At 65.8% G+C, this 25,433-nt stretch carries 27 protein-coding genes, 1 tRNA gene and 1 pseudogene; 6 read left to right on the forward strand and 23 right to left on the reverse strand.

Annotated elements, in window-relative coordinates:
• Positions 1–107 precede the first annotated feature (107 nt).
• The 6 genes from rplA to AQZ49_RS10810 form a co-directional block, all read right to left on the reverse strand.
• Positions 108–809 carry a 50S ribosomal protein L1 gene (rplA, locus tag AQZ49_RS10785; RefSeq protein WP_067615462.1) on the reverse strand — a complete coding sequence of 234 codons (702 nt, stop codon included), beginning with the start codon at positions 807–809 and terminating at the stop codon, positions 108–110.
• A gap of 4 nt (positions 810–813) precedes the next feature.
• On the reverse strand, positions 814–1,245 hold the full coding sequence (gene rplK / locus AQZ49_RS10790) for a 50S ribosomal protein L11 (protein WP_067615465.1): 432 nt from the start codon (positions 1,243–1,245) through the stop codon (positions 814–816).
• A 287-nt stretch (positions 1,246–1,532) separates the two neighbouring features.
• Entirely contained in the window at positions 1,533–2,069 is a 537-nt protein-coding gene (gene nusG / locus AQZ49_RS10795; RefSeq protein WP_067615468.1) for a transcription termination/antitermination protein NusG, read from the reverse strand.
• Positions 2,070–2,122: 53 nt separating this feature from the next.
• Positions 2,123–2,311: a preprotein translocase subunit SecE gene (secE, locus tag AQZ49_RS10800; RefSeq protein WP_067615470.1), complete on the reverse strand. Its 189-nt coding sequence runs from the start codon at positions 2,309–2,311 to the stop codon at positions 2,123–2,125.
• Between the two features lie 161 nt (positions 2,312–2,472).
• On the reverse strand, positions 2,473–4,275 hold the full coding sequence (locus AQZ49_RS10805) for a sensor domain-containing diguanylate cyclase (protein WP_067616034.1): 1,803 nt from the start codon (positions 4,273–4,275) through the stop codon (positions 2,473–2,475).
• A 210-nt stretch (positions 4,276–4,485) separates the two neighbouring features.
• A tRNA-Trp gene (locus AQZ49_RS10810) sits at positions 4,486–4,561 on the reverse strand.
• A gap of 92 nt (positions 4,562–4,653) precedes the next feature.
• On the opposite strand from AQZ49_RS10810, the gene aat reads away from it, so the two are divergent.
• Positions 4,654–5,448 (forward strand): leucyl/phenylalanyl-tRNA--protein transferase, encoded by a 795-nt coding sequence (aat, locus tag AQZ49_RS10815; RefSeq protein WP_197411013.1) that lies wholly within the window; start codon positions 4,654–4,656, stop codon positions 5,446–5,448.
• A 35-nt stretch (positions 5,449–5,483) separates the two neighbouring features.
• On the opposite strand, the pseudogene AQZ49_RS21835 reads toward aat, so the two are convergent.
• The 4 genes and pseudogenes from AQZ49_RS21835 to AQZ49_RS10830 form a co-directional block, all read right to left on the reverse strand.
• A pseudogene (locus tag AQZ49_RS21835) lies at positions 5,484–5,906 on the reverse strand (DUF2155 domain-containing protein); the annotation flags it as partial.
• Between the two features lie 26 nt (positions 5,907–5,932).
• Entirely contained in the window at positions 5,933–6,349 is a 417-nt protein-coding gene (locus tag AQZ49_RS10820; RefSeq protein WP_067615472.1) for an NADH:ubiquinone oxidoreductase subunit NDUFA12, read from the reverse strand.
• 42 nt (positions 6,350–6,391) lie between these two features.
• Positions 6,392–6,904, reverse strand: coding sequence for a DUF192 domain-containing protein (locus AQZ49_RS10825; protein WP_067616038.1), 513 nt, complete (start codon positions 6,902–6,904; stop codon positions 6,392–6,394).
• Positions 6,897–7,493, reverse strand: a complete 597-nt coding sequence (locus tag AQZ49_RS10830) for a regulatory protein RecX (RefSeq protein ID WP_067615475.1) — start codon at positions 7,491–7,493, stop codon at positions 6,897–6,899. The genes AQZ49_RS10825 and AQZ49_RS10830 overlap by 8 nt, the downstream gene beginning before the upstream one ends.
• A gap of 144 nt (positions 7,494–7,637) precedes the next feature.
• On the opposite strand from AQZ49_RS10830, the gene AQZ49_RS10835 reads away from it, so the two are divergent.
• A complete protein-coding gene (locus tag AQZ49_RS10835) occupies positions 7,638–9,395 on the forward strand; it encodes a fatty acyl-AMP ligase (protein WP_067615477.1) in 1,758 nt (585 codons plus the stop codon).
• On the opposite strand, the gene AQZ49_RS10840 is transcribed toward AQZ49_RS10835, so the two are convergent.
• Together AQZ49_RS10840 and bla are read right to left on the reverse strand one after the other, a co-directional pair.
• A complete protein-coding gene (locus AQZ49_RS10840; protein WP_067616040.1) occupies positions 9,392–10,099 on the reverse strand; it encodes an SDR family NAD(P)-dependent oxidoreductase in 708 nt (235 codons plus the stop codon). The genes AQZ49_RS10835 and AQZ49_RS10840 overlap by 4 nt on opposite strands.
• Positions 10,099–11,016, reverse strand: coding sequence for a class A beta-lactamase (gene bla / locus AQZ49_RS10845; RefSeq protein WP_082701714.1), 918 nt, complete (start codon positions 11,014–11,016; stop codon positions 10,099–10,101). Before bla ends, AQZ49_RS10840 begins: the two co-directional genes overlap by 1 nt.
• Positions 11,017–11,291: 275 nt before the next feature.
• Between bla and AQZ49_RS10850 the strand changes: the two genes are divergently transcribed.
• The 4 genes from AQZ49_RS10850 to AQZ49_RS10865 are packed head-to-tail and all read left to right on the forward strand — an operon-like array spanning position 11,292 to position 14,220.
• Entirely contained in the window at positions 11,292–12,497 is a 1,206-nt protein-coding gene (locus AQZ49_RS10850; protein ID WP_067615481.1) for a toxic anion resistance protein, read from the forward strand.
• Positions 12,498–12,499: 2 nt separating this feature from the next.
• Positions 12,500–13,255, forward strand: a complete 756-nt coding sequence (locus tag AQZ49_RS10855) for a hypothetical protein (RefSeq protein ID WP_067615483.1) — start codon at positions 12,500–12,502, stop codon at positions 13,253–13,255.
• On the forward strand, positions 13,255–13,560 hold the full coding sequence (locus tag AQZ49_RS10860) for a polyhydroxyalkanoic acid system family protein (RefSeq protein WP_067615485.1): 306 nt from the start codon (positions 13,255–13,257) through the stop codon (positions 13,558–13,560). Before AQZ49_RS10855 ends, AQZ49_RS10860 begins: the two co-directional genes overlap by 1 nt.
• A 51-nt stretch (positions 13,561–13,611) precedes the next feature.
• Complete coding sequence (locus AQZ49_RS10865) at positions 13,612–14,220, forward strand: hypothetical protein (RefSeq protein WP_156428256.1); 609 nt, start codon at positions 13,612–13,614, stop codon at positions 14,218–14,220.
• A 99-nt stretch (positions 14,221–14,319) separates the two neighbouring features.
• Here AQZ49_RS10865 and AQZ49_RS10870 read toward each other — a convergent pair whose 3' ends face one another.
• From AQZ49_RS10870 to AQZ49_RS10920, 11 genes are all read right to left on the reverse strand, one after another.
• The gene (locus tag AQZ49_RS10870) at positions 14,320–15,438 is read right to left on the reverse strand and encodes a DUF2827 family protein (RefSeq protein ID WP_067615489.1); all 1,119 of its coding nucleotides are present in this window, start codon (positions 15,436–15,438) and stop codon (positions 14,320–14,322) included.
• Positions 15,435–16,529 carry a DUF2827 family protein gene (locus tag AQZ49_RS10875; protein WP_067615491.1) on the reverse strand — a complete coding sequence of 365 codons (1,095 nt, stop codon included), beginning with the start codon at positions 16,527–16,529 and terminating at the stop codon, positions 15,435–15,437. Before AQZ49_RS10875 ends, AQZ49_RS10870 begins: the two co-directional genes overlap by 4 nt.
• 86 nt (positions 16,530–16,615) lie before the next feature.
• Positions 16,616–17,059: a DUF2721 domain-containing protein gene (locus tag AQZ49_RS10880; RefSeq protein ID WP_067615493.1), complete on the reverse strand. Its 444-nt coding sequence runs from the start codon at positions 17,057–17,059 to the stop codon at positions 16,616–16,618.
• 26 nt (positions 17,060–17,085) lie between these two features.
• Entirely contained in the window at positions 17,086–17,832 is a 747-nt protein-coding gene (locus AQZ49_RS10885) for an energy transducer TonB (RefSeq protein WP_082701715.1), read from the reverse strand.
• 13 nt (positions 17,833–17,845) lie between these two features.
• A complete protein-coding gene (fdhD, locus tag AQZ49_RS10890) occupies positions 17,846–18,631 on the reverse strand; it encodes a formate dehydrogenase accessory sulfurtransferase FdhD (protein ID WP_231739195.1) in 786 nt (261 codons plus the stop codon).
• The gene (locus tag AQZ49_RS10895; protein ID WP_067615497.1) at positions 18,621–18,902 is read right to left on the reverse strand and encodes a formate dehydrogenase subunit delta; all 282 of its coding nucleotides are present in this window, start codon (positions 18,900–18,902) and stop codon (positions 18,621–18,623) included. The genes fdhD and AQZ49_RS10895 overlap by 11 nt, the downstream gene beginning before the upstream one ends.
• Positions 18,899–21,742, reverse strand: coding sequence for a formate dehydrogenase subunit alpha (gene fdhF / locus AQZ49_RS10900; RefSeq protein ID WP_067615499.1), 2,844 nt, complete (start codon positions 21,740–21,742; stop codon positions 18,899–18,901). The genes AQZ49_RS10895 and fdhF overlap by 4 nt, the downstream gene beginning before the upstream one ends.
• Positions 21,732–22,268, reverse strand: a complete 537-nt coding sequence (locus AQZ49_RS10905; RefSeq protein WP_067616046.1) for a molybdenum cofactor guanylyltransferase — start codon at positions 22,266–22,268, stop codon at positions 21,732–21,734. The genes fdhF and AQZ49_RS10905 overlap by 11 nt, the downstream gene beginning before the upstream one ends.
• On the reverse strand, positions 22,268–23,812 hold the full coding sequence (locus AQZ49_RS10910) for an NADH-ubiquinone oxidoreductase-F iron-sulfur binding region domain-containing protein (protein ID WP_067615501.1): 1,545 nt from the start codon (positions 23,810–23,812) through the stop codon (positions 22,268–22,270). Before AQZ49_RS10910 ends, AQZ49_RS10905 begins: the two co-directional genes overlap by 1 nt.
• Positions 23,809–24,246: an NAD(P)H-dependent oxidoreductase subunit E gene (locus AQZ49_RS10915; protein ID WP_067616044.1), complete on the reverse strand. Its 438-nt coding sequence runs from the start codon at positions 24,244–24,246 to the stop codon at positions 23,809–23,811. Before AQZ49_RS10915 ends, AQZ49_RS10910 begins: the two co-directional genes overlap by 4 nt.
• A 50-nt stretch (positions 24,247–24,296) precedes the next feature.
• Positions 24,297–25,280, reverse strand: coding sequence for a LysR family transcriptional regulator (locus AQZ49_RS10920; RefSeq protein ID WP_369819113.1), 984 nt, complete (start codon positions 25,278–25,280; stop codon positions 24,297–24,299).
• Positions 25,281–25,433 lie beyond the last annotated feature (153 nt).

Consider the following 25,433-nt stretch of genomic DNA (forward strand, 5'->3'; position numbering starts at 1 on the left):
CTGCGGAATTTGTCCACGCCACCTAGAGCCTGGCCGTGCGGCGTCGTCTGACACGAAAAAGCGGCCGGGATCGCTCCCGGCCGCTTTTTCGTGCAATCAGTCGGCGATCAGTGACCGTAGACTTGCGCCACGTCGACCTTCAGGCCGGGGCCCATCGAGCTCGACAGGCCGACCTTGCGGACATACTTGCCCTTGGCGCCGGCAGGCTTGGCCTTGACGATCGCATCAACAAACGCGTCAAAGTTGGCGCGCAGCGCTTCGTCCGAGAACGACAGCTTGCCGATGCCGCCATGGATGATCCCGGCCTTTTCGACGCGGAATTCGATCTGGCCAGCCTTGGCGGCCTTGACCGCGTCGGCCACGTTCGGCGTGACAGTGCCCAGCTTCGGGTTCGGCATCAGGCCCTTGGGGCCCAGGATCTTGCCCAGACGACCGACCAGACCCATCAGGTCCGGAGTGGCGATGATGCGGCCATAATCGACGTTGCCGGCCTGGATATCTTCCAGCAGGTCTTCGGCACCGACGCGGTCGGCACCGGCGGCGAGCGCGGCTTCGGCCTTGTCGCCACGTGCGAACACGGCAACCTTGACATCCTTGCCGGTGCCCGACGGCAGCGTGACCATGCCACGCACCATCTGGTCGGCGTGGCGCGGATCGACGCCGAGGTTCAGCGCGACTTCGAGCGATTCGTCGAACTTGGCGCTCTTGAGTTCCTTCAGCAGCGCAATGGCTTCATCGATGCCATAGAGCTTCTGGTTGTCGCCCAGCTTGGCGGCCAGCGCCTTGGTCTTCTTGGTCTGCTTTGCCATCGGATCAGCCCTCCACAACCTGGATGCCCATCGAACGGGCAGAACCTTCGATGATCTTCGACGCCTGTTCGATCGAATTGGCGTTGAGATCCTTCATCTTGGCGTTGGCGATTTCGTCCAGTTGCGAACGCTTGATCGTTCCGGCCGAAGTCTTGCCCGGCAGCTTCGAACCCGATTTCAGGTTCAGCGCCTGCTTGATGAAGAACGTCGCGGGCGGCGTCTTGGTGATGAACGAAAACGAGCGGTCCGAATAGACGGTGATCACCGTCGGCAGCGGCGTGCCCTTTTCCACTTCCTGGGTGGCGGCATTGAATTCCTTGCAGAAACCCATGATGTTGACGCCGCGCTGACCCAGCGCGGGCCCGATCGGCGGCGAAGGCTTGGCTTCGCCAGCCTTGATCTGCAACTTGATATAGCAGTCGATCTTCTTGGCCATGATGGCCTCCTTGTCGTCCTGTCGGGGTTGCCCCCTCAGATTTAGCGGTCAGACAGCGCCCATCAGGCGCCTCCCGCGGCGGAAATCACCCCGGCATGGCCGTGGCGAAGGCGCGCGCTTAGCAGCACACGCCGAAAATGCAAGGTCTGTGTGCCGTTGTCGGGCGCGGCACCGGCCCTCTCCCCCACCCGACCGCCCGACGACAGTACCCTGTGGGTGGTCGGGTGGGGGAGAGGGCCGGTGCCGCGCCCGGCCTTCGCCGATGGCGAAGGACCAGGGAAACCCTGTTACTTGACCAGTTCGACTTCTTCGAAGGCCAGTTCCACCGGGGTGGCGCGACCAAAGATCGACACCGACACCTTGACGCGATGCTTTTCGAAATCGAGTTCCTCGACCACACCGTTGAACGAGGCGAACGGCCCCGCGTTGACCTTGACCGAATCGCCGATTTCGTAATCGACCAGCACTTGCTTGCTGGGTTCGGCGGCGGCCGCCTCGCGCGCGCCGAAATAGCGTTGCGCTTCCTTTTCGGAAATCGGCTGCGGCTTGTTGTTGGTGCCCAGGAACCCGGTCACTTTGGCCGTGTTCTTGACCAGGTGATAGATATCGTCGTTGAGCGTCAGCTTGGCCAGCACATAGCCCGGCATGAACTTGCGTTCGACCTGGACTTTCTTGCCGCGTTTGACTTCGGTGATCGTTTCGGTCGGCACTTCGACCGCTTCGACGAGCTGGGCCAGGCCCTTGCGCTCGGCTTCGGAAATGATCGCCTCACGCACCTTGTTTTCAAAGCCGGAATAGGCGTGAATGATGTACCAACGGGCCATAAGTGTTCCTGAAATTCAAGTGCAGCCGCGCCCCGGGCGTCGGCCACGGCCATTCACGCAAGCGACAGCAGCATCCGCACCGCCGCGCCGAACAGACTGTCGATGCCCAGAAAGAACACCGACAGGATCAGCATCATCAACGCGACGAAGATCGCGGTGGTGGTGGTTTCCTGACGGGTCGGCCAGACAACCTTGCGGGCTTCGGCTTTGACCTGGTTGAAAAACTCGTTCGGGCTGGCCATGGCGCTTGTCTTGCCTTTGACGAAAGAAATGTACGTGCCTTCCGCCTAGGGGCCATCGCCGCCCCGGACAGGTCCGGGAGGGGCAGGTCGGCTCCATGATGCGGGAGAGATTCGTATCTAGGCCGCGTCACGCAAAAACGCAAGAGCAGCGCTGATACACGTCACGCCACCGCGCGCACGCCGTTGCGGCCCGATCGTTTCGCCTCGTACAGCGCGAAATCGGCGCTGTCGAACAGCGCCTCGCGGCTCATCCCCGGACGCAATTCAGCGATGCCGCACGACACCGACGACAGCACCACCACCGAGCCGACCACCACGATCGGGTCGGCCGAAATGGTGCGCACGATCCGTTCGCAGATCGCGCGCGCAGTGCCCATCCCGCACCGCAGCAGGATGGCAAATTCATCGCCGCTCAACCGTCCGACCACGTCTTCTTCGCGGGTGCCCGCCAGCAGTCGGCGGGCGATTTCCACCAGCGCGGCATCGCCCGCCGGATGGCCGTGGGTGTCGTTGATTGCCTTGAAATGATCGACATCGAACAGCGCCAGCGTCAGTGGACGCCCCGGATTGTCGGTGGCGAATTCGATCGCGCGCGCCAGGCGGCGGCGAAACCCGGCGCGGTTGAGCACGCCGGTCAGGTCGTCGGTTTCGATACGCCGCGAAATCGCCAGTTCACGCGCCTTGCGCACGGTAATGTCACGCAGCGTGATGACCGAGCCAACCGTCTGCCCCGGCACCGACGGGGCCATCCGCAACGAAGCTTCGAGTGTCAGATGCCCGCGCCCGACAGGGCGCAGTTCGACCGTGCGCAAGCCGCCTTCATCGCGCGCGCTGTCGCGCAGCAACTGCCCCAGATCGAGCCCGGCGAGCGCCACGATGGCATCGATCGGCAGCCCCACCAGGGCATCGGGCACTTGCCCGGTGTAATCGAGCAAGGGGCCATCGGCCCAGCGGCAGATGCCATCCCCATCCAGCCCGATGATCGCATCGGGCGAATGCGCCATGATCAGGCGCAACAGTTCCTCGCGCGCGCCCAGCAGATTGCGCGCTTCGGCCCGGCTGGCGACGATTGTCGCCACGGGCAGCGCGGTGCACATCAGCACCGCCAGGAACACCTGGAAACACAGCGCCTCGAACGCAGCGAGATCGGGCAGCACAGAGAACGGCCCGCCGTGCTGGATCAGCGCCATCGGCCCGGTGTGGTGCAACGCTGCCAGCGCGCCGATCACCGCGACCAGCATGACCCCGGCCTGCGTTGCCAGCCGCCCCAGCCCGAACGACAGCAACAGCAGCGTGGGGAACAACAGGAACAGCAGCGGCACTTTTGTCTGGCCGAACACCAGCAGCGTCACGCCGACGTGCAGCGCAAACAGTGCCGTCCCGCGCAGCATCCCGGCGCGGCTTTGCCCTTCGAGCGCGCGGGCATAGCTGCCATCGAACAGACTTTTGAAAAACGGCGTAAAAATCACGAAGCCCAGCGCATTGCTGGCATACCAGCGGATAAACGCCGCGCCGGGCGCCTGGCCATAAGTCAGGGCCGAAACCAGCGTCCCCACACCCGCGCCGATGGCCGGCATCAACAGCCCGCAGACCAGCAGAAACCGCGTGATCGTACGTCCGTTGGCCAGCACGCCCTGGCCTGACCGGGCCTTGCGCAGGCCCCAGGACGACCGCAGGATCTGCGCCGCGATCAGCGTCTGGCCCAGGTTGATCGCGCCAAACAGCACGATCCCCGGCACCCAGCCGCGTGTGATGCCGTTGGCCAGCAGATTGCCCAGCCATCCGGCCAGCACCAGCGCGGGCCAGTCGCGCCGCGCGCGCGACAACAGCAGCGCCAGAATCACCGCATCCGATGGCCACACCGTCGCCGGGTTGCGTCCGTCGCTGGTCAACGCGATCGTCGCGGTCGTCATGAAGAAATAGGTCGTCGCCGCGATCAGCGCCCATAGCGCACTATCGCGCATCGCCGTGGCGCTGCCCGTGCGGTTACTGTGCTCCGTTTGCGACCCCACCATACCGACACATTTGAGTAAGAAAGATCAACCAACCGTTTGCGTGAGTGGTTAACCGGCAGACTTTCACCCCGAAGCCCGGCGCGAGACGCCGGCGCCACTTACCGGCATTTGGGCGGCAAGTCACCAAAACGCACCGTGGTCCGACAAAAAGGGGGGAAATGGCAGGAGTGGAGGGATTCGAACCCCCGGCCCTCGGTTTTGGAGACCGATGCTCTACCAGCTGAGCTACACTCCTGCATCCGATGGCATTGCCTGCGGAAGAGCGTCGCCCATAGTGGGTTGACGAAGGTGATGCAACCGGGGAGATCGTGATATTTGACGTAGACCATGGCGCGCGAGGACCCACAGATCATTCCGCCCGAGCTTTTGCTGAGGGCCTATCGTGCCGGGATCTTTCCCATGGCCGACAGCCGCGACGATCCCGAAATCTATTGGGTAGAGCCGCGCATGCGGGCGATCCTGCCGCTCGACGGGTTTCATCTGTCGCGATCGCTGGCGCGCACTTTGCGCCGGGGACGCTTTCGCGTGACCTGCAACCAGGCGTTTGATGCGGTGATCGACCATTGCGCGGCGCCGCGCCCCGAAGCGGAAGAAAGCTGGATCAGCGGGCGCATCCGCGAAAGCTATCGCGAATTGCACCGGCTGGGCGCGGCGCATTCGATCGAAACCTGGATGACCGGCGCCGATGGCATCGAACGGCTGGTTGGCGGGCTGTACGGGGTGGGCTTTGCGCGGGTGTTCTGCGGCGAAAGCATGTTTGCGCGCGTGCCCGATGCCTCGAAAGTGGCGCTGGCCTGGCTGGTCGCGGCACTGCGCCGGGGCGGCGGCGAATTGCTCGATTGCCAGTTCACCACCGCGCATCTCGAATCGCTGGGCAGCCGCGAACTGCCCCAGGCCGACTATCTGGCACTGCTGGCGCATGCCGCGCGCCCGTGGGAACCGGGCGAGCGATCGCTCTATTGCGGCGGCGCGTCCTCGACCGGGGCGTCATCGTCGGCGGTGTCCGGGGCCGGTTCGCTGCTGGCCTTGGGCTTTGGTGCCCTGGCCCAGGATGCGGCGGCGGCGGGATCGTCCTCTTCGCCGGGGAACTTCATCGCGCAATCCTTGACCCAGACATCGTAGACCGGGTGTTCGACCACGTTGAGCGACGGCGCATTCTTGAACAGCCAGCCAGAAAACACTTTGTGCCAGGCCAGCTTGTCGCGGATGTTGGCGCGCTCTTCAACGAACACCTGGACAAACGCGCCGGTTTCCTGCGGATCTTCCCATGGCGCGGTGCGCTCGCACGTGGCCAGCTTGATGATCACATTGCCGATACGGCGTGATTCGCCAGGTTTGAGCACCACGTCCTGGGTGATGTTGTTGCGCTTGTTGATCAGGCCGATCGTCGCCACGCGGTCCTTGACCGGGGTACCGTGATCGCTTTCCACCACACCACTGGCGAGCGCCGAGGGCCCGGCCGCCTCGGTCGCTTCGGCAGGCGGCGGCGCGTCGGACTGGCGATTGCACGATGCCAGCAGCAGCGACAGCAGACATAGCCCACCGATCTGGCGGGATACCTGCAGGGCCGGGCGAATCATCGGTTCAGATCGCGGACTGGGTGCCGTCAGCCCTGATCGGGCGACCAGGCTTCATAATCGCCCGTCGCGGCGGCGCGATGGCCACCACGTTCCAACGCGCCTTGCGGGCGATAGGCGGCAGAGGTGCCGGTGGCATTGGGGGTGAAATCCACTTCCCACACGCGCGGCGGGGGCAGATTGCTTTCGGGCACGCCGTCGAAATTGCCGTGCAGCCAGCCGTGCCATTCGGCCGGCACGCGGCTGGCATCGTTGGCGCCGTTGTAGATCACCCAGCGCCGTTCGCGCCCGGCAAACGGATGCCCCTTAGGATAAGGTTGCTTCGCGCGGAAATAGACATTGCCCTGCGCATCCTCGCCCACGCGCACGCCGTGACGTGCGCTGTCAAGCATGGTGCCGAAGGTGGCGCCGTTCCACCAGGTGAAGATTTTGCCGAGGATGCTCATGGCCGTTGCGCTTAGCCCTTTCCGGGGGAGTGAAGCAAGATATTACCAGCGGACCGTATCGCCAGCTTTCAGTCCGATCTGCGCCGCGCGGCCCGCGTTGAGTTCCAGCACGCCCGCTGCTTCGCCAAACGAGGGCAACGGCGTTTCGTCATAGGGCACCGCGTTGGCGGCGATGTTCAGCACTTTGTGATCGGCGCCGATGAAGATGATGTCGAGCCCGATCACCGTGTTCTTCATCCAGAACGCCGCCGGGCGCGGCGGGTTCATCGGAAAGATCATGCCTTCATCGGCGCCCATCGCGTTGCGGAACATCAGCCCGCGTTCCTGTTCGCGCGGGGTGGCGGCGACTTCGACCTGGAACACGTGCGATCCCTTGGCGGTGTCCACGGTCAGCGGAATGACCGCCAGCCCCGATACGGGGTGGATACGCTGTTCGACCGCCGCCGTGCTGGCGCCTGCCTGCGCGCTGGCGGCAACCGGCGAACAGGCGCCCACACCCGCCAGCAGGCCGCACGCCGCCACCAGCACCGAAAGGTTCGTCAAAGTCTTACGCATCATCGGCTTCATCCACCCATTCCTGTGCCGCGCCTTCGTCGGCCGCATCGATCAATGCGCTGGCCGTGGCAAACGGATGCCCGGCGCGCACCATGGCCGCCACCTGCCGCGCGCGCAGCGCGGGATCAAGCCTGCCGTTGCGCGAATCAGCGGATTGCCCTGAACCGGAACCGAACGGACCCAGTCGCCGCCGCCGCGCAAATTGCAGCGCGGCCACGCGCCCCTCGTGCACCGTACCGCTGGCCTGCGCCACCAGCGGCGCATCGATCCCGTCGCGCGTCAGCGTCTGTGCGATCCGCCGCGCGCCATAACCGCGCCGCATCAGCCCGGCCCCGCGCGCCAGGGCAAACCCGGCGTCATCGACATAACCGCGCCCGACCATCGCCTCGACCAGCGCAGGGACATCGGGCGCGGCCACATCGTCCCACCCGCATTCCCTGATCTTGCGCGTCAGATAGGCGTTCAAACGCCCCGCGCTGGTGGCAAACCGCGCCACATAGGCCAGTGCCAGCTCGTTCAGTCGCGCCGAATCGAGCGGTTTTGTCGCCTTTTGTCGCCGACGTCCGCCGCGATCATCACCATTGTCCATCGTTGCGCCTTATTCGTGCCACAGTCCGGGATATACGAGAACTCTGGCCTGTTGTGCGAATTTGTGGCACCGGGCGCGCCAAATTTACGTAGCCGATCTTACGTTGATGCCGTTCAAACACGCGAAACAAACCCGGGGTAGCAGATGACCGTTTCCGAAGCCGTCCGCAATGCGGCGGCACTGGTTCCGACACCCAACGACGACGCGCATCCGCGCCGTTATGCCGATTTCGCCACATTCTGCGATGCGCTCGATTTTGCCGCAACAGGGGATCTCGGTTTCAACTTTCACGATGCGCGCGGCACGCTGACGCAGGTCTATCCTTATGCACAACTCCGCGCCGATGCGCTGATCGCGGCGCGACGGCTGATCGCGCTGGGCATTGCGCCGGGCGACCGGGTGGCCCTGATCGCCGAAACCGGCCCCGATTTTGCCGCGCTGTTCTGCGGTGCGATCTATGCCGGGGCCTGGCCGGTGCCCCTGCCCTTGCCGACCAGTTTCGGCGGCAAGGACAACTATATCGATCAGATCGCGGTGCAGCTTGCCAGTTCCGATCCCGCCGTGCTGCTCTATCCCGACGAGATCGGCGCGATGTGCGCCGCCGCCGCCGAGCGCCAGGGCTGCACCGGGCTGAGCTGGACCGCAGTGGCCGCCACCGAACCTGCCGCGACCGCACTGCCGCCCGCCGATCCCGATGCCATCTGCTATCTGCAATATTCCAGCGGATCGACGCGGTTTCCGCATGGCGTGGCGGTGACGCATCGCGCGCTGCTGGCCAACCTGGCCGGGCACGCGCATGGCATGCGTCTGCAACCGGGCGACCGCTGCATAAGCTGGCTGCCGTGGTATCACGACATGGGACTGGTCGGCTGTTTCCTGTCGCCGATCGCCAACCAGGTGTCGGTCGATTTCCTGCGCACCGAAGACTTTGCGCGCCGTCCGCTGGCTTGGCTCGACATGATCAGCCGCAACCCCGGCACCAGCGTGTCCTATTCGCCGACCTTCGGCTATGACATCTGCGCGCGCCGCATTTCCAGCCAGACCCACGTGTCCGAACGGTTCGATCTGTCGCGCTGGCGCGTGGCGGGCAATGGCGCCGACATGATTCGCCCCGATGTCATGCAGGGCTTTGTCGATGCCTTTGCCCCCGCTGGTTTCCGTGCCGGGGCGTTCCTGCCCAGCTATGGCCTGGCCGAAGCGACGCTGGCGGTCACGCTGATGCCGCCGGGCGAGGGCATCCGTGTCGAACTGGTCGAGGAAGAACGCCTGTCGGGTTCACCGCGCGACCTGTCACGCCCGGCGCGCTATCGTGCGATCGTCAATTGCGGGCTGCCAGTGCGCGGGATGGAAGTGGTCATCCGGGGCGAACATGGCGAGCCGGTGGCGCACCACCATATCGGCAAAGTGTGGTGCCGTGGATCATCGGTGATGCACTCGTATTTCCGCGATCCCGAATCGACCGAGGCGGCGATGGCCGATGGCTGGCTCGACACCGGCGACATGGGCTATCTCAATGCCGATGGCTATCTGTTCATTGTCGGCCGCGCCAAGGACATGATCATCATCAACGGCAAGAACCACTGGCCGCAGGATATCGAATGGGCGGTCGAACAATTGCCCGGATTTCACCAGGGCGACATTGCCGCCTTTTCGATCGAGACCGAAAACGGCGAGGAAGCGCCCGCCGTGCTGGTGCATTGCCGCGTGTCCGATCCCGCCGAACGCCAGCGCCTGCGCGACCAGATCCGCGACAAAGTGCGCGCGATCACCGGCATGAACTGTGTGGTCGAACTGGTACCGCCGCGCACCCTGCCGCGCACGAGTTCGGGCAAATTGAGCCGGGCAAAGGCGAAAAAGCTGTATCTGACCGGCGAAATCGAACCCTATCGCATCGCCGCCTAATAGGGGATCGGCGCCCCGTCCCATGCGAAAAACCCGCCGCTGTCGGCGGGTTGCAACCGATCGATCACATCGAGCAGCGCCGCCGCGCTGACATCGGGGGTGAACAACCGGTCGGGCGCCACCCCGCGCTGAAACGGTGCGGACAGGCCGGTGTCGACGGTGCCGGGATGCAGCGCGGCGACCACCGCCTGCGGGTGCGAGCGGGCCCATTCGATCGCGATCGTGCGGCACAGCATGTTGAGCGCGGCCTTTGACGCGCGATAGGCGTGCCAGCCGCCCAGCCGGTTGTCGCCGATCGACCCGACCCGCGCCGACAGCACCGCAAACACCGCGCGCCGATCGCGCGGCAACAGCTGCTGCACCGCGCGCGCGATCAGCGCGGGAACGATCGCATTGTCGGCAAACAATTCGTGCAAGCCCGCCGCGCTGACCTGACGCAGCGCCTTTTCCGGCCCGCTGCCATCGGCGCGCGTCAGCCGCCCGGTGGCGACCAGCACCAGATCGAGCGGTGTGCCAAGCGCTGCAACCGTATCGGCCAGACTGTCATCCATCGCTGCAAACCGGAACGGCGTGATCTTGGCGCCCGTCGGCACCGCACCGCGCCGCGATCCGGCAAAGACCACCGCGACATCGTCCCGCGCGGCCAATCGGCGCACCAGCGCGGCACCAATCCCGCCCGAGGCCCCGAACACCGCGCATCGCATCATCGTCGCTTCGCTTTCCATGCCACGGGATCGGTGGCGATCCGCATGACCGCCGCCAGCACCGCTTCGTCGGCCGGCCTCACGCTGTCGGGCGTCCCGGTCGGCTCGTAATAGGCGGTCACTGCCAGCGGCGCGTGAAATCGGCCATCGCCCACTGGGGCAAGCACCAGCGCCAGATCGACGACTTTGGCAATCGAGGCGCCGTCATTCCACGTCCCGGTCTTGTCGCCCGCCTGCCACCCCTCGGGCAATCCGGCGCGCAAACGGCCAAGCCCGGTGCTGCATGCCTTCATCCAGCCCCACAGCGTGGCCCGTGATCCGCCCGACAGCACCGGCCCGGTCAGCAATCGCCCGAGGGTCTGCGCCATCGCGGTGGGCGTGGTGGTGTCGTGCACCGCACCCGGTGCCACGCGGTTGAGATCGGGCTCGTGGTGATCGAGCCTGCTGACATCATCGCCCAGTGTGCGCCAGAACGCGGTGAGCGCCGCCGGGCCGCCAAAACGCGCCAGCAACAGGTTGGCGGCCAGATTGTCGCTGCGTTCCACCGCCGCCTCGGCCAGGGTCAGGATCGGCAGGCCTTCCTTGCCCGCCGCCGCCTCGGTAACCGGTGATGCGGGCAGGATGTCGAGCACCGAATAGGCCAGCACTTCATCGCCGCGGGCTTGGCCCGCATCGATCTGCGCCAGCACCATCGCCGCCAGCGACAGCTTGAACGAGGAACAATGCGCAAACCGTTCGTCCTGCCGCCAGCCAAAGCCGCGTCCGCTGGCGGTGTCGCGCACCGCGACCCCCAGACGCCCGCCCGCGCGGCGTTCGAGCGCGGCAAGCATGGTCCCGCCGGCAAGCGCAGGCTGGGCCAAGGCAGGAAGGGGGGCGAAAGTGGCGCCTAGCGCGCCAAGCAATGTGCGACGATCCATGCATGCCACGCTATCGCGAATTCCGACCAACCGCCATCACCCATCGACAACACGCCCTTGCCGCGCAGCCCGCATCGGGCCATCTTGGTATCAGAGTTTGAATCGAACCGCGCGAAAGGGCGCGTTTCGAAGTCGGCACCGGCCCGCTCCCGCACCCGGCCACCCACAGGGTACTGTCACAGGGTGGCCGGGTGGGGGAGCGGGCCGATGCCGACTTCCCGACACGACAGTGTCGGGACAGGCTCTCAGCACCGTGCCTCCAGCCGAGTAGAACCATGGCCACGAACGCCGACACCACCCCCGCCCTGACTTTGACCCCGCCCGATCCCGTGCCGGTCGTCGCGCCCCAACAGGCGGCCGGGCTCGTCCCGCTGGCTGACGAAGCCAAGTCGAAACTCGAACAGCGCGCCGACGCCTTTGTTGCCGACCTGATCGCGCAAGACGCCGCCAGCCCCGAATTCGGCAAGCGGGTCGATCAGTTGACCGCGATGGGGGGCAAGGAAATCGCCGCCGCCGCCGGGATGTCCAACCGCTTTCTCGATCGCCCGGTGCGCGCGATGGACAAGGACAGCGGCGTCGGGTCCGACCTGGCCGCGCTGCGCCGCACGGTCGAGGATCTCGATCCGGGCAAGAAAGGCGTGACCACCGGCGGGCGCAAGTTTCTGGGCGTGATCCCGTTCGGCAACAGCGTGAAGAAGTATTTCGACAGCTATGTCTCGGCGCAGGGCCATATCAAGGCGATCCTCGACCGGCTGGCGTCGGGCAAGGATGAATTGCTGAAGGACAATGCCGCGATCGATGTCGAACGCGCCAAGCTGTGGGAAGCGATGGGCAAGCTGGAGCAGATGATCCACATCGCCCGCACGCTCGATCAAAAGCTGGAAGATGCCGCCAACGATCTCGACCACACCGACCCTGCAAAGGCCAAGGCGGTGCGCGAAAGCGCGCTGTTCTATACCCGCCAGCGCACGCAGGATCTGCTGACCCAGATGGCGGTGACGGTGCAGGGCTATCTGGCGCTCGATCTGGTCAAGAAGAACAACGTCGAACTGGTCAAGGGCGTCGATCGCGCGGGCACCACCACGGTCGCCGCGCTGCGCACCGCCGTCACCGTGGCGATGGCGATGACCAACCAGCGGCTTGTGCTGCAACAGATCACCGCGCTCAACACCACCACCGCCAACATCATCGATGCCACCGGGCAGATGCTGAAAGACAACACCGCGCGCATCCACGAAATGGCGGCATCGAGCACGATCCCGCTCGAAACGCTGCAAAAGGCGTTCCAGAACATCTATGACACGATGGATTCGATCGACACGTTCAAGCTCAAGGCGCTCGATTCGATGAAGCAGACGATCGGCACGCTGACGAACGAAGTCGACAAGTCGCAGGCCTATATCGCCCGCGCCCAGGGCGTGGCGCCGACCGGTGTGCTGCCCGCGCAGCATCCCGCGCTGTCGCTCGACGGCGATATCTGACGATGGCAGGCGAAGCAGCCGATCACGCCGCGATCATGCGCGCGGCCAGCGCGACGCTGGCGTTTCAGCAACAGGGCGGGCGACGCACCGGCGGCTCGATCGGCAAGCGCTCGGCCGAACTGAAGCGCCAGCACGCCTTGCGCAAGCTGATCCGCGCCAGCCTGGCGGTGGGGGTGATCCTGCTGGCAGCGACGGTGACCGGGATCGTGATCGGCGGGATCGGCCTGGGCGGGTTCATGCTGACGTTGCTGGCGCTGGCGGCGGCGGTGGTGTTTCTGGGCGCGTTCCCCCGGCTCAAGGTGCCCGAACTTGGCGCACTCAACCGGGGCGATGTGCGCGCCACCGTGGGCCGCACGCAATTGTGGCTGGAATCGCAGCGGCCCGCGCTGCCACCGCCTGCCTCGCGCCTGCTCGACGGGATCGGGCTGCGGCTCGATGCGCTGGGCACGCAACTGGCGGGGATCGATCCGGGCGAACCGGCAGTGGGCGATGTGCGCCGCCTGATCGGCGAACATCTGCCCGGCATGGTGGCCAGCTATACGCGCATTCCGGCGCATCTGCGCGGCGAACAGCGCGGCGGCAAGACCGCCGACCAGCAATTGACCGAAGGCCTGTCGCGGATCACCGACGAGATCGACGCGCTGTCGCGCAAACTGGCCGAAGGCGACATCGATGCGCTGGCAACGGAAGCCCGCTATCTTGACTATCGCTACGGCAACGCGCTTGAGGAACCGGGTAAACTGACCGGACCTGTCTGATGCGCCTCGAAATACCCCACACGCTTGGCAAGGATGAAGTGCGCCGCCGCATCGCCGCACGGATCGACGGCGCCGAGGAAAAGGCCAGCGTGCTGGTTGGCGGCCCGCTCAGCCTGCACCTGACCTGGATCGACCGCGATCGTCTGTCGGTCGAGGCCTCGGCAATGGGCTATACGGTGCCCTCGACGCTTGAAATCGCCGAAACCGCGCTGCTGTTCGATGTAACCATCCCCGGCGGGTTGGGCTTTGCGCGCGGCATGATCGAAAACCTGATCCGCGAACGTGGCGAAAAACTGCTGGCCTGACCGGCGCGCGCTGCGATACCCCGCCATCGCCCCCCGCAGGAGACTTTTTGCATGCCCGTACCTGCCTTGCGCCTTTTGCCGATCGCGCTGATGCTTGCGGGCGCCAGCCCGGTGCGGGCGGCAACCGACTTTGACCCACCGGCCTATGCCGCCGCGGTGGCCCGCGCCGAAGCGGGAGATCAGGGCGTAGACTACACCTGGTTGCGCATCCAGACGGCGGCCCGGCTGCACTTTGCCGAAAAGCCCTGGGCAGATCTCGACCGCGCCAGCGGCCTGGTCGATGCCGATCCCGACCAGGCGCTGCAACTTGCCCGCACACGCATCGCCGAAGACTGGACCGATTTTACCGCGCATATCGTCGCGCAACTGGCGCTGAAACGGCTGCACCGCGATGCCGACGCCACGCGCGAGGGCGCGATTGCCGGTGCGATCACGCGGTCGATCGCCGGCGGGCACAAAGGCACGGTGATCGACGATGCGTTCAACGCGGTCAGCATCGCCGAAGAAGCCCGCGTGCTGTTCCTGCTGCATTTCCGCAGCGACCATCAGGCGCTGGTGATGCAGGGCGGCGAACGTTTTGACGTGTTCGACGTGTTCGACACCCGCACCGATGAACCGCGCAAAGTGTGGTTCAACATCGACGCGTTCTACGGCAAGTGAGCAAGAGCATCGTGCAAAAAAGTGCGTCCCGGTTTTTGCAAAAAAACGATGCAAAAACAAAAACCTATAGCGCGCGACCTGTGTTAAATTTAACGCCGCCTAGGCCGTAAAACACGCGGCGATGGCCGCGCTGTAGCAGGCGATATTGGCTTCGCCGCAGGGGTCGAGCGTCTGCAGAAAGGCGCGCGCGCTGGCGCGATAGGCATCCAGTTCCGCATCGTGGCGGGCGATCGCCGCAATCAGCGCCTGCGCCCCGCCCTCGCAATCGAAATCTGCATAGCGATAGCCGCAATCGCCCAGCATGTCGGAATTGTGGATCAGCGGATAGCCTCCGTGGATCGCCTCGTAATGGAGGTAGTTCTGCGCGTTGTCGACATGGTGCGAAACGATGCAATCGGCATCGTCATGCAGGATGCGGGTAACCTTGATGCGCGGGCGAAACCGCACCAGAGCGCGCCGCACGCAATCGAGACCGGCCGCAAACTGGCCGAAATTCTGCCCTTTGCGAAAATGGTCGGTGTTGAACACGTGGATCGCCGCCAGCGCATCGGGATGGCTGCGCACCACCTGTTCGCAGATCAGCAGCGGCACATGCGCGGTCTTTACCGAACAGCGGTTGGGCTCCATCACCGCGATGCGCCAGGCCGCGCGGCCGGGTCGGTATCCCCAGGTCAGGCCCCGCGCCGCCGCATCGCGTTCGATCAGCAGCGGGCTCCACAAATGCGGCATGGCGCGCACCGGCGCGCGCAACAGCGCCGCATAATAGGCCGCATTGGTGCGCACAAAGGCAGGCAGCGTCCAGATCTGGTCATACGTGATGCCATGCGCCACTTGCGCAGGCGGCAGCGCGTGGACCATGCTTTCGGTGTCGATCACATAGTCGTTGGCCACGCGCATGCCGATGATCCGCCCGCCGCGCGCGCGAAATTGCGCGGCCCAGGCGGGCGGCACATGCGCGCCCAGTTCGATCACCAGATCAAGGTCGCGCAGCGCCTCGTCCATGGTGATCACCGGGCACAGCAATTCGGTTTCGAACGCATCATCCCGCTGCCCGGCGGGCGATGCGCCGTTGACCACAAAGCAGCGCGCCACCACGGGCGAGCGCGTCAGCAGCATGGTCAAAAAATTGCAGTTCTGGCCAAGCCCGTTTTCCCACAGCGATTGCCCGCCGCCCCGGATGAACAGCGTCACCCCGACCTTCAGCCCGGTCACGGTCATGCCCCCACCGCCAGATGCACCGCCCGGCGATAAGCATCGACATTGGCGCGGTTCGCCACGTCAAAACGGGCCAGCCGGGCGCGCTGATCGGCCAGTCGGGCCGCGAACTGTGCCGGGTTGGCGCGCAACACCGTGCAAAGCCCCCGCACCGCCTGATCCAGATCGCAATCCGGATAAAAGTGCCCGCTATCGTACAGCGCGGGCAGATTGTGGACCAGGGGATAGCCGCCGAACAGCGTGTCGAGCAATTCATGGCGCAGCGTACCGTCAAGGCTGTGCGTCACCACCACATCCGCCTTGACCGGCAGAAAGGCATACAGATCCTGATCGGCCCAGATCGTCAACAACCCCTGGCGATGCACATCGAGCCCGCCGGCCAGATGTTCGAATGCCACATGCCCGACCAACGCGCGCCCGTGGCGAAATTCCACCCGCGCAACCGCGCCGCGCCGTTCGCGGTGGAACCGCTCGATCGCCAGCAGCGGCAAGACCCCCATCGCACGCGGCGAGGTGTTGGGCGCATCGATCACGCAGCGCAACATGCCCCCCGCACGCGGCGCATAGGGCAATGCAAACGCCGTGCCATGCACCCGGTCGTGCCAGCCGATCACCGAGGCGGACCAGACCGGCGGCACCAGCGCGACCGGGCAGCGATAGAGCGTGTGGAGCAGGCGGGCCTGATCGCCGAAGGTGTCACACGTCCACACCGCATCATGGCACTGCACCGGGCCAAACGGTGTTGCAGGCGCAAACAGCGCCTCGTCGACCCACCGCGCATAAGGATTTTCGGGCAGGAACAGCACATAGCGTCCGCCCCGCGCGCGCAAGGCGGCAATCGCCGCCAGCGGCATGTCGGTTTCCACCGCAATCACCAGATCGCACATCCGCGCGGCCATGGCGGGCAGCACCACGTCAAACCCAGCAATCTGCCCGGCACCGGCATCGGCATCGGCATGGGTGTCGACAAGCACCAGCCGCGCGTCCGCGATGCCATGACCAAGCACTTCGAGCAGATGCCACGCCGCACGGTTGGCGCGGGCCACGGTCAGGCCATCTGCCCCGCCCCATGCAAACGCCACTCCCACTTGCATGCCCCTGCGCGGCCCTTTTCCCGATCGATCGGGCCAAGGATAGGCCGGCGCCCCGCGCACGACATCAGGAGAAAGACCTATTCCGGTTACAAATCCTTGCGATGCAATTCGAGCAGTTCGGGCGGCAACCGCAAGGTCGATGCGACCAGCCGGGTTTCGAGCAGCAGATAGACCAGCGCGACCATCAAAAGGCTGATCGCCGCAAAAAAACTGACCTGGGTCGCGGTGCGCAGTTCCACGCCCAGCAATTCGCCCAGAAACAGCATGCCCACGGTAATCCCGATGCCGATCCCGCTGAGCACCAGCACCAGCAAGGCATTGCCGATCAGCGCGATGCGCCGGTCGACATAGCGCATCTCGATCACCACCACGTCGTGTTCGAGCCCCTTGGTCTTGGCATGGAGCACTTGCAGGCTGCGCGAACGATCGACAATCCGGCCAAGCCGGGTGGTCAGGATGTTCATGATATTGCCGATCGCGACCAGCACGAAAACCGGCGCGAGCGATAGCTGGATGGTCTGTGCGATCATGCGGCTGTCATGACAGACGCCACGCGCTACTTCCAGAAAAACGATTGCCGCCAACCATAGCTGGCCTCGATCGGATCGCCGTTCTGATCGAGCGCGGGGTGAAAGCGGAAGCGGGCGCGGGCCAGCGTGCAGGTTACCGCATCGGCATCGGGATCGCCGCTGGGCTGGTGCACGCGGCAGGCGGAAACATGGCCATCGGTGCCCACGGTCAGCACGACGATCACCGCCGTGCCAAGCCGTTTGGCGCGGCCCGCCACGGCATAGTCGCTCTCGGCCAGATCGCCCGCGATCTTGACCGGTTTGGTCGCCACATAGCGCCCGCCGCCGCCGTTGCCCGTGCCGCCACTGCCCGTGCCCGCGCCGCTGCTGGCGCCGCCGGTGCCTTCGCCGCCGGTGCTCGCGCCCGAACGCACATCGCTGCCGACCCCCGCGACCGGCGCGGCGGGCGGTTCCGCCATCGGCAGGCGCGCGGGCGGCGCCACGATCTGATCGGCCTGCGCGCGCAGCCCCGCTGTGCCGCTGGCGCCCTCGCGCTGATGGCTGTGGGTGGCCGGGGCGGGCGGTGGTGGCGGCGTCTTTTCGGGGGTCACCGTGGCCGTCAGCACCGGGAGCCGTTGCGCGTCGCCAACCAGCGCCTGCACCCCGCCAAAGGCCCGCACCAACGCGATGCCAAGCACCACATGCGCCAGCACGATCAGCACCAGCAGCGCCCCGCGCACCCGCCCTGGCAAGGCGGGCGCATCGGCAAACCGGGTGGGCAACGAACGGGCCATGGCCGCAGTACTATCAGGTTTCGAGCAGGCTGTCCTCGCGCGCCAGGCTCAACAGCGTCAGGCCGTGGGCGCGCGCCTGATCAACCGCCATCGTCGAAGCCGCCGAAATCGTCGCCAGCACCGGCACATTGGCGATCACCGCCTTTTGCACCAGTTCGAAACTGCAGCGCGCGGTCAGCACGACAAACCCGGTGGCCGGGTCAATCCCGGCACGGGCCAACGCCCCGATCAGCTTGTCGAACGCATTGTGTCGCCCGACATCTTCGCGCACCATGCGGATGGTGCCATCGGGATCGCAGAACGCCGCCGCATGCGCAGCGCGGGTGATGCGCCCCAGCGTCTGATGATCGCCCAGCGCCGCCACCGCGCGGAACACCGCCGCCTTGGCCACATCCAGCCGCGCCGACACCGGGACCAGCGGGCGCAGCACTTGTTCCAGGCTTTCGATCCCGCACAGACCGCAACTACCCTCGGCCAGCCGCAGGCGCGCGCGCTCGATCAGTGGCCCGGCAGCAGGCGCGTCGAGCGTAACCCGCAGCATCCAGCCGCCGTCGGGCACCGCAAAGGCATCGGCGGCAACAAATTCGCCGGCCCGCCCGATCAGTTGTTCGGACAGGCAGAACCCCAGCGCATAGTCGGTCAGATCGGCGGGGGTCGCCATCATCACGGCATAGCCGATGCCGTTTATCTCGATCGCCACCGGCGCTTCCTCGACCAGCGCGCGGGTCAGCGCGCGCGGATCGGCGCCATTGGCAAAATATTCGGTGACCGGGCTTTCGCGTGCGCCGTCAACCGGCATCGCAACCATTGTCCAGCACATCCGCAGCGCGGTTGCGATTGGGCGAAGATGCCCCCAGCGCCAGCCGTTCGAGCGCGGCGATCGCCACCGCATCGAGCCCGTCGGGCCCATGCGCCAGCAACTGTTCCTGCATGCGCATCGACCAGAACGCGTGGACATGGTCGGCCACCGCGGCGACCTGGTCCTTGTCATGAACCAGGTTGCGCGCGATCTGGTTGATCATCGTCACCAGCTTGGCGGTGGTGTCGACATGGTGGGCCACGCCGGTCATTCCGCCGCCTCGACAGCGATGCGCCGCGACAGACCGGCCTGCGCTTCATAGTCAAGCTGCCACTGGCTCGGCCCGTTCGAGGGGGTGATCTGCACCGCCGTCACTTTGTATTCGGGGCAATTGGTGGCCCAGTCGGAATTGTCGGTGGTGATCACGTTGGCCTGGGTGGTGGGGTGGTGGAACGTGGTATAGACCACGCCCGGCGCCACCCGGTCGGTCACCGTCGCGCGCAAGGTGGTCTCGCCCGCGCGGCTGGCCAGCCGCACCCAGTCGCCGCTGCGGATGCCCCGGTTGTCGGCATCCGACGGGTGGATTTCGAGCAAGTCTTCGGGATGCCATGCGGTGTTTTCGGTGCGCCGGGTCTGCGCGCCGACGTTGTATTGCGACAGGATGCGCCCGGTCGTCAGCAGCAGCGGGTATCGCGGCCCGGTGCGTTCGTCGGTCGGGATATATTCGGTCACCACGAATTTGCCCTTGCCGCGCACAAAGCCATCGACATGCATGATCGGCGCGCCATCGGGGAACGCGGCGTTGACCGGCCATTGCAGCGAGCCTTCCCGGTCCAGTCGGTCAAAACTGACGCCTGCAAACGTCGGCGTAAGCCGGGCGATTTCATCCATGATCTGCGACGGATGGGCATAGTTCCAGTCCAGCCCCAGCGCCCGCGCCAGCAACTGGGTGACTTCCCAGTCTTCGTATCCGTTCAGCGGTTCCATCACCTTGCGCACCGGCTGGATGCGGCGTTCGGCGTTGGTGAAGGTGCCGTTCTTTTCCAGGAACGTCGATCCGGGCAGGAAGATATGCGCATAGTTGGCGGTTTCGTTCAGGAAGATATCCTGCACGATCACGCATTCCATCGCTTCCAGCCCGGCCACGACATGTTTGGTGTCGGGGTCGGACTGCACGATGTCCTCGCCCTGGATATAGAGCCCCTTGAACAGGCCATCGACCGCCGCATCGAGCATGTTGGGAATGCGCAGACCCGGTTCGGGATCGATCCGCACGCCCCATTCGGCCTCGAACAGCGCGCGCGCGTCTGGGTCGGAGACGTGGCGATAGCCCGACAATTCATGCGGGAACGAGCCCATGTCGCAGGCGCCCTGCACATTGTTCTGCCCGCGCAGCGGGTTCACGCCCACGCCGCGCCGCCCGATATTGCCCGTCGCCATCGCCAGGTTGGCAATCGCCATCACTGTCGACGAACCCTGGCTGTGTTCGGTCACGCCCAGCCCGTAATAGATCGCGCCATTGCCGCCGGTGGCAAACAACCGCGCCGCGCCGCGCACCAGTTCGGCCTCCACGCCGATCACCGGCGCCAGGAATTCGGGGCTGTGTCGCGGGTCGGACACGAATTCCACCCAGTCGCCGAATTCATCCATGTCGCACCGTTCGCGCACGAACGCTTCATCGACCAGCCCTTCGGTCACGATCACATGCGCCATCGCGGTCAACACCGCGACATTGGTGCCGGGGCGCAACGGCAAGTGATAGTCGGCCTCGATATGCGGCGAACGCACGATATCGGTGCGGCGCGGATCGATCACGATCAGCTTTGCCCCCTGCCGCAGCCGCTTTTTCATGCGGCTGGCAAACACCGGGTGCCCGTCGGTGGGGTTGGCGCCGATCACCAGCATCACGTCGCTGTCTTCGACACTGTCGAAATCCTGCGTGCCGGCAGAGGTGCCAAAGGTGTTCTTCAGCCCATACCCGGTGGGCGAATGGCACACCCGCGCGCAGGTATCGACATTGTTGGTGCCAAACCCTGCGCGCACCAGTTTCTGCACGAGGAAACCTTCCTCGTTGGTGCAGCGGCTCGACACGATGCCGCCCAGCGCGTTGTTGCCGTATTTGGCGGCGATCCGCTTGAATTCGCTGGCCGCGTGGCCCAGCGCCTCTTCCCAGCTCACTTCGCGCCAGGGGTCGGTCACATGCGCGCGGATCATCGGTTTGGTCATGCGGTCCTGATGGCGCGCATAGCCCCAGGCGAACCGGCCCTTGACGCAACTGTGCCCGCGATTGGCCTTGCCGTCCTTCCACGGCACCATGCGCACCACCTGTTCGCCGCGCATTTCGGCGCGGAAGGTGCAGCCAACGCCGCAATAGGCGCACGTGGTCACCACCGACCGTTCGGGCTTGCCGATCTCCTTGACCGCCTTTTCGTTCAGCGTCGCGGTCGGGCAGGCCTGCACACAGGCGCCGCACGATACGCATTCGGAACTCATGAAATTGTCGCTGGCCACGCCCGCGCTGACTTTCGAGCCAAACCCGCGCCCCTCGATGGTCAGCGCAAAAGTCCCCTGCACTTCCTCGCAGGCGCGCACACAGCGCGAACAGGCAATGCATTTGGACGGGTCGAAATCGAAATAGGGGTTCGAGGTATCCGCCACCTCGCCCAGATGGTTGGCGCCGTCATAGCCATAGCGCACGTCGCGCAGGCCGACATTGGCGGCCATGTCCTGCAATTCGCAATCGTTGTTGGCGCTGCAGGTCAGGCAATCGAGCGGGTGGTCGGAAATATACAGTTCCATCACCCCCCGGCGCAGCTTTTGCAGCCGGGCGGTTTCGGTGTGCACCACCATGCCCTCATTCACCAGCGTGGTGCACGATGCGGGCGTGCCGCGCATGCCGTCGATCTCGACCAGACACAGGCGGCATGAACCGAACTGTTTGAGATTGTCGCTGGCGCACAATTTGGGGATCGCCCCGCCCGACAGCGCCGCCGCGCGCATGACGGTGGTGCCGGCCGGAACGCTGACCGCGCGCCCGTCGATCGACAAGCTGACGGTGGTATCGCTGTGAACTGCGGGGGTGCCGAAATCGGCCTGGGGTTCATAGCCCATGGGCATTGTCCTTCAGGGCGGCAAAATCCGCCGGAGTGTTGATATTGGCTGGCATGCGCGACAAAGTAACCGCGCGCGCGCCGATCTGTGCGGCAAAGGCGCGCACGGCATGAACCTCGTCCTGTGCCAGAAACGCATCGAGTGCATCGCGCACGGCGACAGGCCACAGCCCGATTACCGGCGCATCACCCGCAATGGCAGGCGCGGGCGACAGTTCGCCGATCAGGTCGGGCGGCAAGGCAAAGCCATCGACCGGGATCGACAGCACCGCGTCAAACCCGTGCGCGGCGGCATGGTGAAGCGCGCCGTTGAGCCCGCCGAGCGGGCCCAAAGCGGCCTGCGGACGATCCGCCACCACCGACGCCGGTGCCTCCGCGCGCCCTGCCACCACCACCGCCTCGCACTGGGCCGCCAATGTGGCCACCGCGCGATCGAGCAACGTGTGCCCGCCCAGTTCGGCCAGCGCCTTGTCGCTGCCGAACCGACGCGAGCGGCCACCGGCCAGCACAACGCCCAGCACGCGCATCACTCCGCCGCCTCTTGCGCAGGCGCGGGCAGGCCGAAATCCTCGGGAAAATTGCGCAAGGCCGACAGCACCGGATAAGGTGTGAACCCGCCCAGCGCGCACAGCGAGCCGAACTTCATCGTTTCGCACAAGTCTTCGAGCAGGCCGATGTCATCGGTCAGCGAGCGCGCCGCCTTGCGCGCATTGTGCATCTGCGGCAGCGTTTCGACCGCGTCGACCTGCCGCCCGCTGCGCGCGCGAATGCGGTCGAGCACTTCGACCCCACGCGTCGAACCGATCCGGCACGGGGTGCATTTGCCACAGCTTTCCGCCGCGCAGAACGACATCGCGAAACGCGCCAGCGCGCTCATGTCGGCGGTGTCGTCAAACACGCTCAGCCCGGCATGGCCGATCAACCCGTCGGCGGCGGCGAACGTTTCATAATCGAACGCCAGATGGAATTCTTCGGGCGTGTGATAGGCGCCCAGCGGCCCGCCCACCTGCACCGCGCGGACCGGGCGCCCGCTGGCGGTGCCGCCGCCGATATCCATCACCAGCTCGCCCAGGGTAATGCCAAAGCCCACCTCGAACAGCCCGCCATGGCGCACATTGCCCGCAATCTGGATCGGCATCGTGCCGCGCGACCGGCCAAACCCGACCGCGGCATAGCGCGATGCGCCATGCGCCAGAATCCACGGCACCGCCGCCAGCGTCAGCACATTGTTGACCACCGTCGGCTTGCCGAACAGCCCTTCGAGCGCGGGCAGCGGCGGTTTGGCGCGCACTTCGCCGCGCTTGCCCTCCAGGCTGTTGAGCAACGAGGTTTCCTCGCCGCAGACATAGGCCCCCGCACCCACGCGCACTTCAACGCTGAACGGTGCAATGATCGCCGCCGCCAGCCGCGCCGCCGCCTGCATCTTGGCGATCGCATGGGGATATTCGCTGCGGATATAGACATAACCCTGCTGCGCGCCGACTGCGAGCCCGGCGATCGCCATGCCTTCGATCAGCATGAAGGGATCGCCCTCCATCACCATGCGGTCGGCAAACGTCGCGCTGTCGCCTTCATCGGCATTGCACACGATATATTTGCGCGGGTCGGCGGCCTTGGCCACGGTGGTCCACTTGATCCCGGCGGGAAAGCCTGCCCCGCCGCGCCCGCGCAGGCCCGACTGGGTCACTTCGGCAATCGTCGCCTCGCCGCCCAGATCGCGCGCGCGGGCCAGCCCGGCCCAGCCGCCGGTCGCGGCATAGTCGTCGAGGCTGAGCGGACGGGTCTTGCCGGCACGCACAAAGGTAAACCGCTGTTGGCGCGCGATGAACGGATGCGCCTCGATCCGTCCGATGCCCAGCGCGCTGGTGCCGGCGAGCACCGCCGCCACGTCCGCCGGGGTCAGCGGGCCAAACCCCTGCCCGTCGATTTCGGCCAGCGGTTCGAGCCAGTGCATGCCCCAGCTCGACACCCGTTCGACGGTGCACCCGGCCTGCGCAAAGGCGGCGGCGACGGCGTCTGCACCACAGGCCAGTGCCAGCGCGTCGTCGCTGATCCGTACCGTCACGCTCATGCCACTTGCTCCACCAGCGCCGACAGTTTGGCCGTATCGAGCCGCGCGTGCAGCGTTTCGCCGATCATCGCATTGGGCCCGACACTGCACAGCCCCAGGCAATAGACCGTTTCTATGCTCACGCGTGTCTCGTCCACCAGCCCCGCCGCCAGCGCCTCGACCCCGCGGGCCTGGCAGCTTTCGGCGCGGCACAGCTTGATCACCGGGCGGGTGGCCGGGGCCGTGTGGAAATCGTGGTAGAAACTGATCACCCCGTGCACTTCGGCGCGGCTGATATTCAGCGCCTCGGCAATTGCCGGGATGGCCCCTTCGGGCACGTAGCCCAGTGCAGCCTGAATATCGTGCAGAATCGGCAGCAAGGGGCCTTCGCGGCCCGCATGCGCGGCCAGAATGCGGTCGATCTCGGCATCGATTGCGGCGGAGGTCGTGGTCATGGTGCGGTTTATAGCCATGGTTTGCAACATCGACGATCTACCCACTCGGGTCAAATCGAAAGGGGCAAAGGTTGATAGATACCATCTATCATAAAAGCGCGCGCAGCAGCCAGCGCCGCGCGCGCACGCGGCAGTGCCGGATCGCGATCGAGCACCAGCAGCCCGACCCGCCGCACCGCCTCGGGCGGATCGAGCGGCAGGAACCGCGCCCATTCCAGCCCCGCCAGCAGATGCGCATAACTGTCGGGCACAATGGCACAAAACGCACCCGAAGCGACCAGCGCAAACAGCGCGACATGGCTGTCTGCCGTGGCGCGTGGCCGCACCACATGGCCGCGCGCGGCCAGCGTGCGATCGAGCATGCGGCGATAGAGCATCGTCTCGTCGAGCAGGCACAGATCCTGCGCCACCGCATCGTCCCAGGTGATCGCGTTCAGATCGTCGAACCGGCTGCCGCGCCGGGTTAGAAACAGGTAGTCTTCGGTGGCCAGCGGCACCCCCTTCATGCCGGCGGGCGGCTCGGGATCAAGATAAGTGATCGCCGCATCGATTTCGAGCGCCGACAGCGCCTGCTCGATCGCGCGCGAAGTGCTTGATCGCACCGACAGCACCAGATCGGGATTGGCCGCCAGCAAGGCCGCGCCAAACCGCCCGACCAGCGGCAGCGCGGCGGGAATTGCGGCCAGCGTAAACGGCCCTTCGAGCGGGGTTTCCGCCACCGCCGCCGTCATTGCCCCCATCGCGCCCAGAATCTGCTGCGCCCAGGGCAGCATCGCCTCGCCATGCGGGGTCAGGCCGACAAAGCGGCGGTCGCGATCGATCAGGCGGCGGCCGAATTCCTGTTCCAGCGCGACCAGCCCCGATGACAGCGTGGGCTGCGACACCCCGCAGGCCTCTGCCGCGCGCGCGAAATGGCGCATGCGGGCCAAGGTCACAAAATATCGCAAGTGGCGCAATTGCACGGCGGCAGGCTCTCCCCTGGCATCGCCCGAACCGCAAGCGATCGGCGCGCCACGGCCCAGGCCATAGCGCAAGCACGGCGGGCCGACAAACCACGGCGCCCCATACCAATCGGAAATGGGGCCTGTTTCGGATGATGCGCGACCCGCCGCTGATAAAGTGCCGGGGCAAACGCAATCCTGCCGCCCACTCGGTAGGATTACGGGGGGACTTGCACGGCGCGCGCG

The organism is Novosphingobium sp. FSW06-99, from assembly GCF_001519065.1.
Lineage (GTDB): Bacteria > Pseudomonadota > Alphaproteobacteria > Sphingomonadales > Sphingomonadaceae > Novosphingobium.

Bases quoted from the DNA above. Each gene is read 5' to 3' on its own strand.
- rplA (WP_067615462.1), bottom strand. From the start codon at position 809: ATGGCAAAGCAGACCAAGAAGACCAAGGCGCTGGCCGCCAAGCTGGGC.
- rplK (WP_067615465.1), bottom strand. From the start codon at position 1,245: ATGGCCAAGAAGATCGACTGCTATATCAAGTTGCAGATCAAGGCTGGC.
- nusG (WP_067615468.1), bottom strand. From the start codon at position 2,069: ATGGCCCGTTGGTACATCATTCACGCCTATTCCGGCTTTGAAAACAAG.
- secE (WP_067615470.1), bottom strand. From the start codon at position 2,311: ATGGCCAGCCCGAACGAGTTTTTCAACCAGGTCAAAGCCGAAGCCCGC.
- AQZ49_RS10805 (WP_067616034.1), bottom strand. From the start codon at position 4,275: ATGCGCGATAGTGCGCTATGGGCGCTGATCGCGGCGACGACCTATTTC.
- aat (WP_197411013.1), top strand. From the start codon at position 4,654: ATGGCGCGCGAGGACCCACAGATCATTCCGCCCGAGCTTTTGCTGAGG.
- AQZ49_RS10820 (WP_067615472.1), bottom strand. From the start codon at position 6,349: ATGAGCATCCTCGGCAAAATCTTCACCTGGTGGAACGGCGCCACCTTC.
- AQZ49_RS10825 (WP_067616038.1), bottom strand. From the start codon at position 6,904: ATGCGTAAGACTTTGACGAACCTTTCGGTGCTGGTGGCGGCGTGCGGC.
- AQZ49_RS10830 (WP_067615475.1), bottom strand. From the start codon at position 7,493: ATGGACAATGGTGATGATCGCGGCGGACGTCGGCGACAAAAGGCGACA.
- AQZ49_RS10835 (WP_067615477.1), top strand. From the start codon at position 7,638: ATGACCGTTTCCGAAGCCGTCCGCAATGCGGCGGCACTGGTTCCGACA.
- AQZ49_RS10840 (WP_067616040.1), bottom strand. From the start codon at position 10,099: ATGCGATGCGCGGTGTTCGGGGCCTCGGGCGGGATTGGTGCCGCGCTG.
- bla (WP_082701714.1), bottom strand. From the start codon at position 11,016: ATGGATCGTCGCACATTGCTTGGCGCGCTAGGCGCCACTTTCGCCCCC.
- AQZ49_RS10850 (WP_067615481.1), top strand. From the start codon at position 11,292: ATGGCCACGAACGCCGACACCACCCCCGCCCTGACTTTGACCCCGCCC.
- AQZ49_RS10855 (WP_067615483.1), top strand. From the start codon at position 12,500: ATGGCAGGCGAAGCAGCCGATCACGCCGCGATCATGCGCGCGGCCAGC.
- AQZ49_RS10860 (WP_067615485.1), top strand. From the start codon at position 13,255: ATGCGCCTCGAAATACCCCACACGCTTGGCAAGGATGAAGTGCGCCGC.
- AQZ49_RS10865 (WP_156428256.1), top strand. From the start codon at position 13,612: ATGCCCGTACCTGCCTTGCGCCTTTTGCCGATCGCGCTGATGCTTGCG.
- AQZ49_RS10870 (WP_067615489.1), bottom strand. From the start codon at position 15,438: ATGACCGTGACCGGGCTGAAGGTCGGGGTGACGCTGTTCATCCGGGGC.
- AQZ49_RS10875 (WP_067615491.1), bottom strand. From the start codon at position 16,529: ATGCAAGTGGGAGTGGCGTTTGCATGGGGCGGGGCAGATGGCCTGACC.
- AQZ49_RS10880 (WP_067615493.1), bottom strand. From the start codon at position 17,059: ATGATCGCACAGACCATCCAGCTATCGCTCGCGCCGGTTTTCGTGCTG.
- AQZ49_RS10885 (WP_082701715.1), bottom strand. From the start codon at position 17,832: ATGGCCCGTTCGTTGCCCACCCGGTTTGCCGATGCGCCCGCCTTGCCA.
- fdhD (WP_231739195.1), bottom strand. From the start codon at position 18,631: ATGCCGGTTGACGGCGCACGCGAAAGCCCGGTCACCGAATATTTTGCC.
- AQZ49_RS10895 (WP_067615497.1), bottom strand. From the start codon at position 18,902: ATGACCGGCGTGGCCCACCATGTCGACACCACCGCCAAGCTGGTGACG.
- fdhF (WP_067615499.1), bottom strand. From the start codon at position 21,742: ATGGGCTATGAACCCCAGGCCGATTTCGGCACCCCCGCAGTTCACAGC.
- AQZ49_RS10905 (WP_067616046.1), bottom strand. From the start codon at position 22,268: ATGCGCGTGCTGGGCGTTGTGCTGGCCGGTGGCCGCTCGCGTCGGTTC.
- AQZ49_RS10910 (WP_067615501.1), bottom strand. From the start codon at position 23,812: ATGAGCGTGACGGTACGGATCAGCGACGACGCGCTGGCACTGGCCTGT.
- AQZ49_RS10915 (WP_067616044.1), bottom strand. From the start codon at position 24,246: ATGACCACGACCTCCGCCGCAATCGATGCCGAGATCGACCGCATTCTG.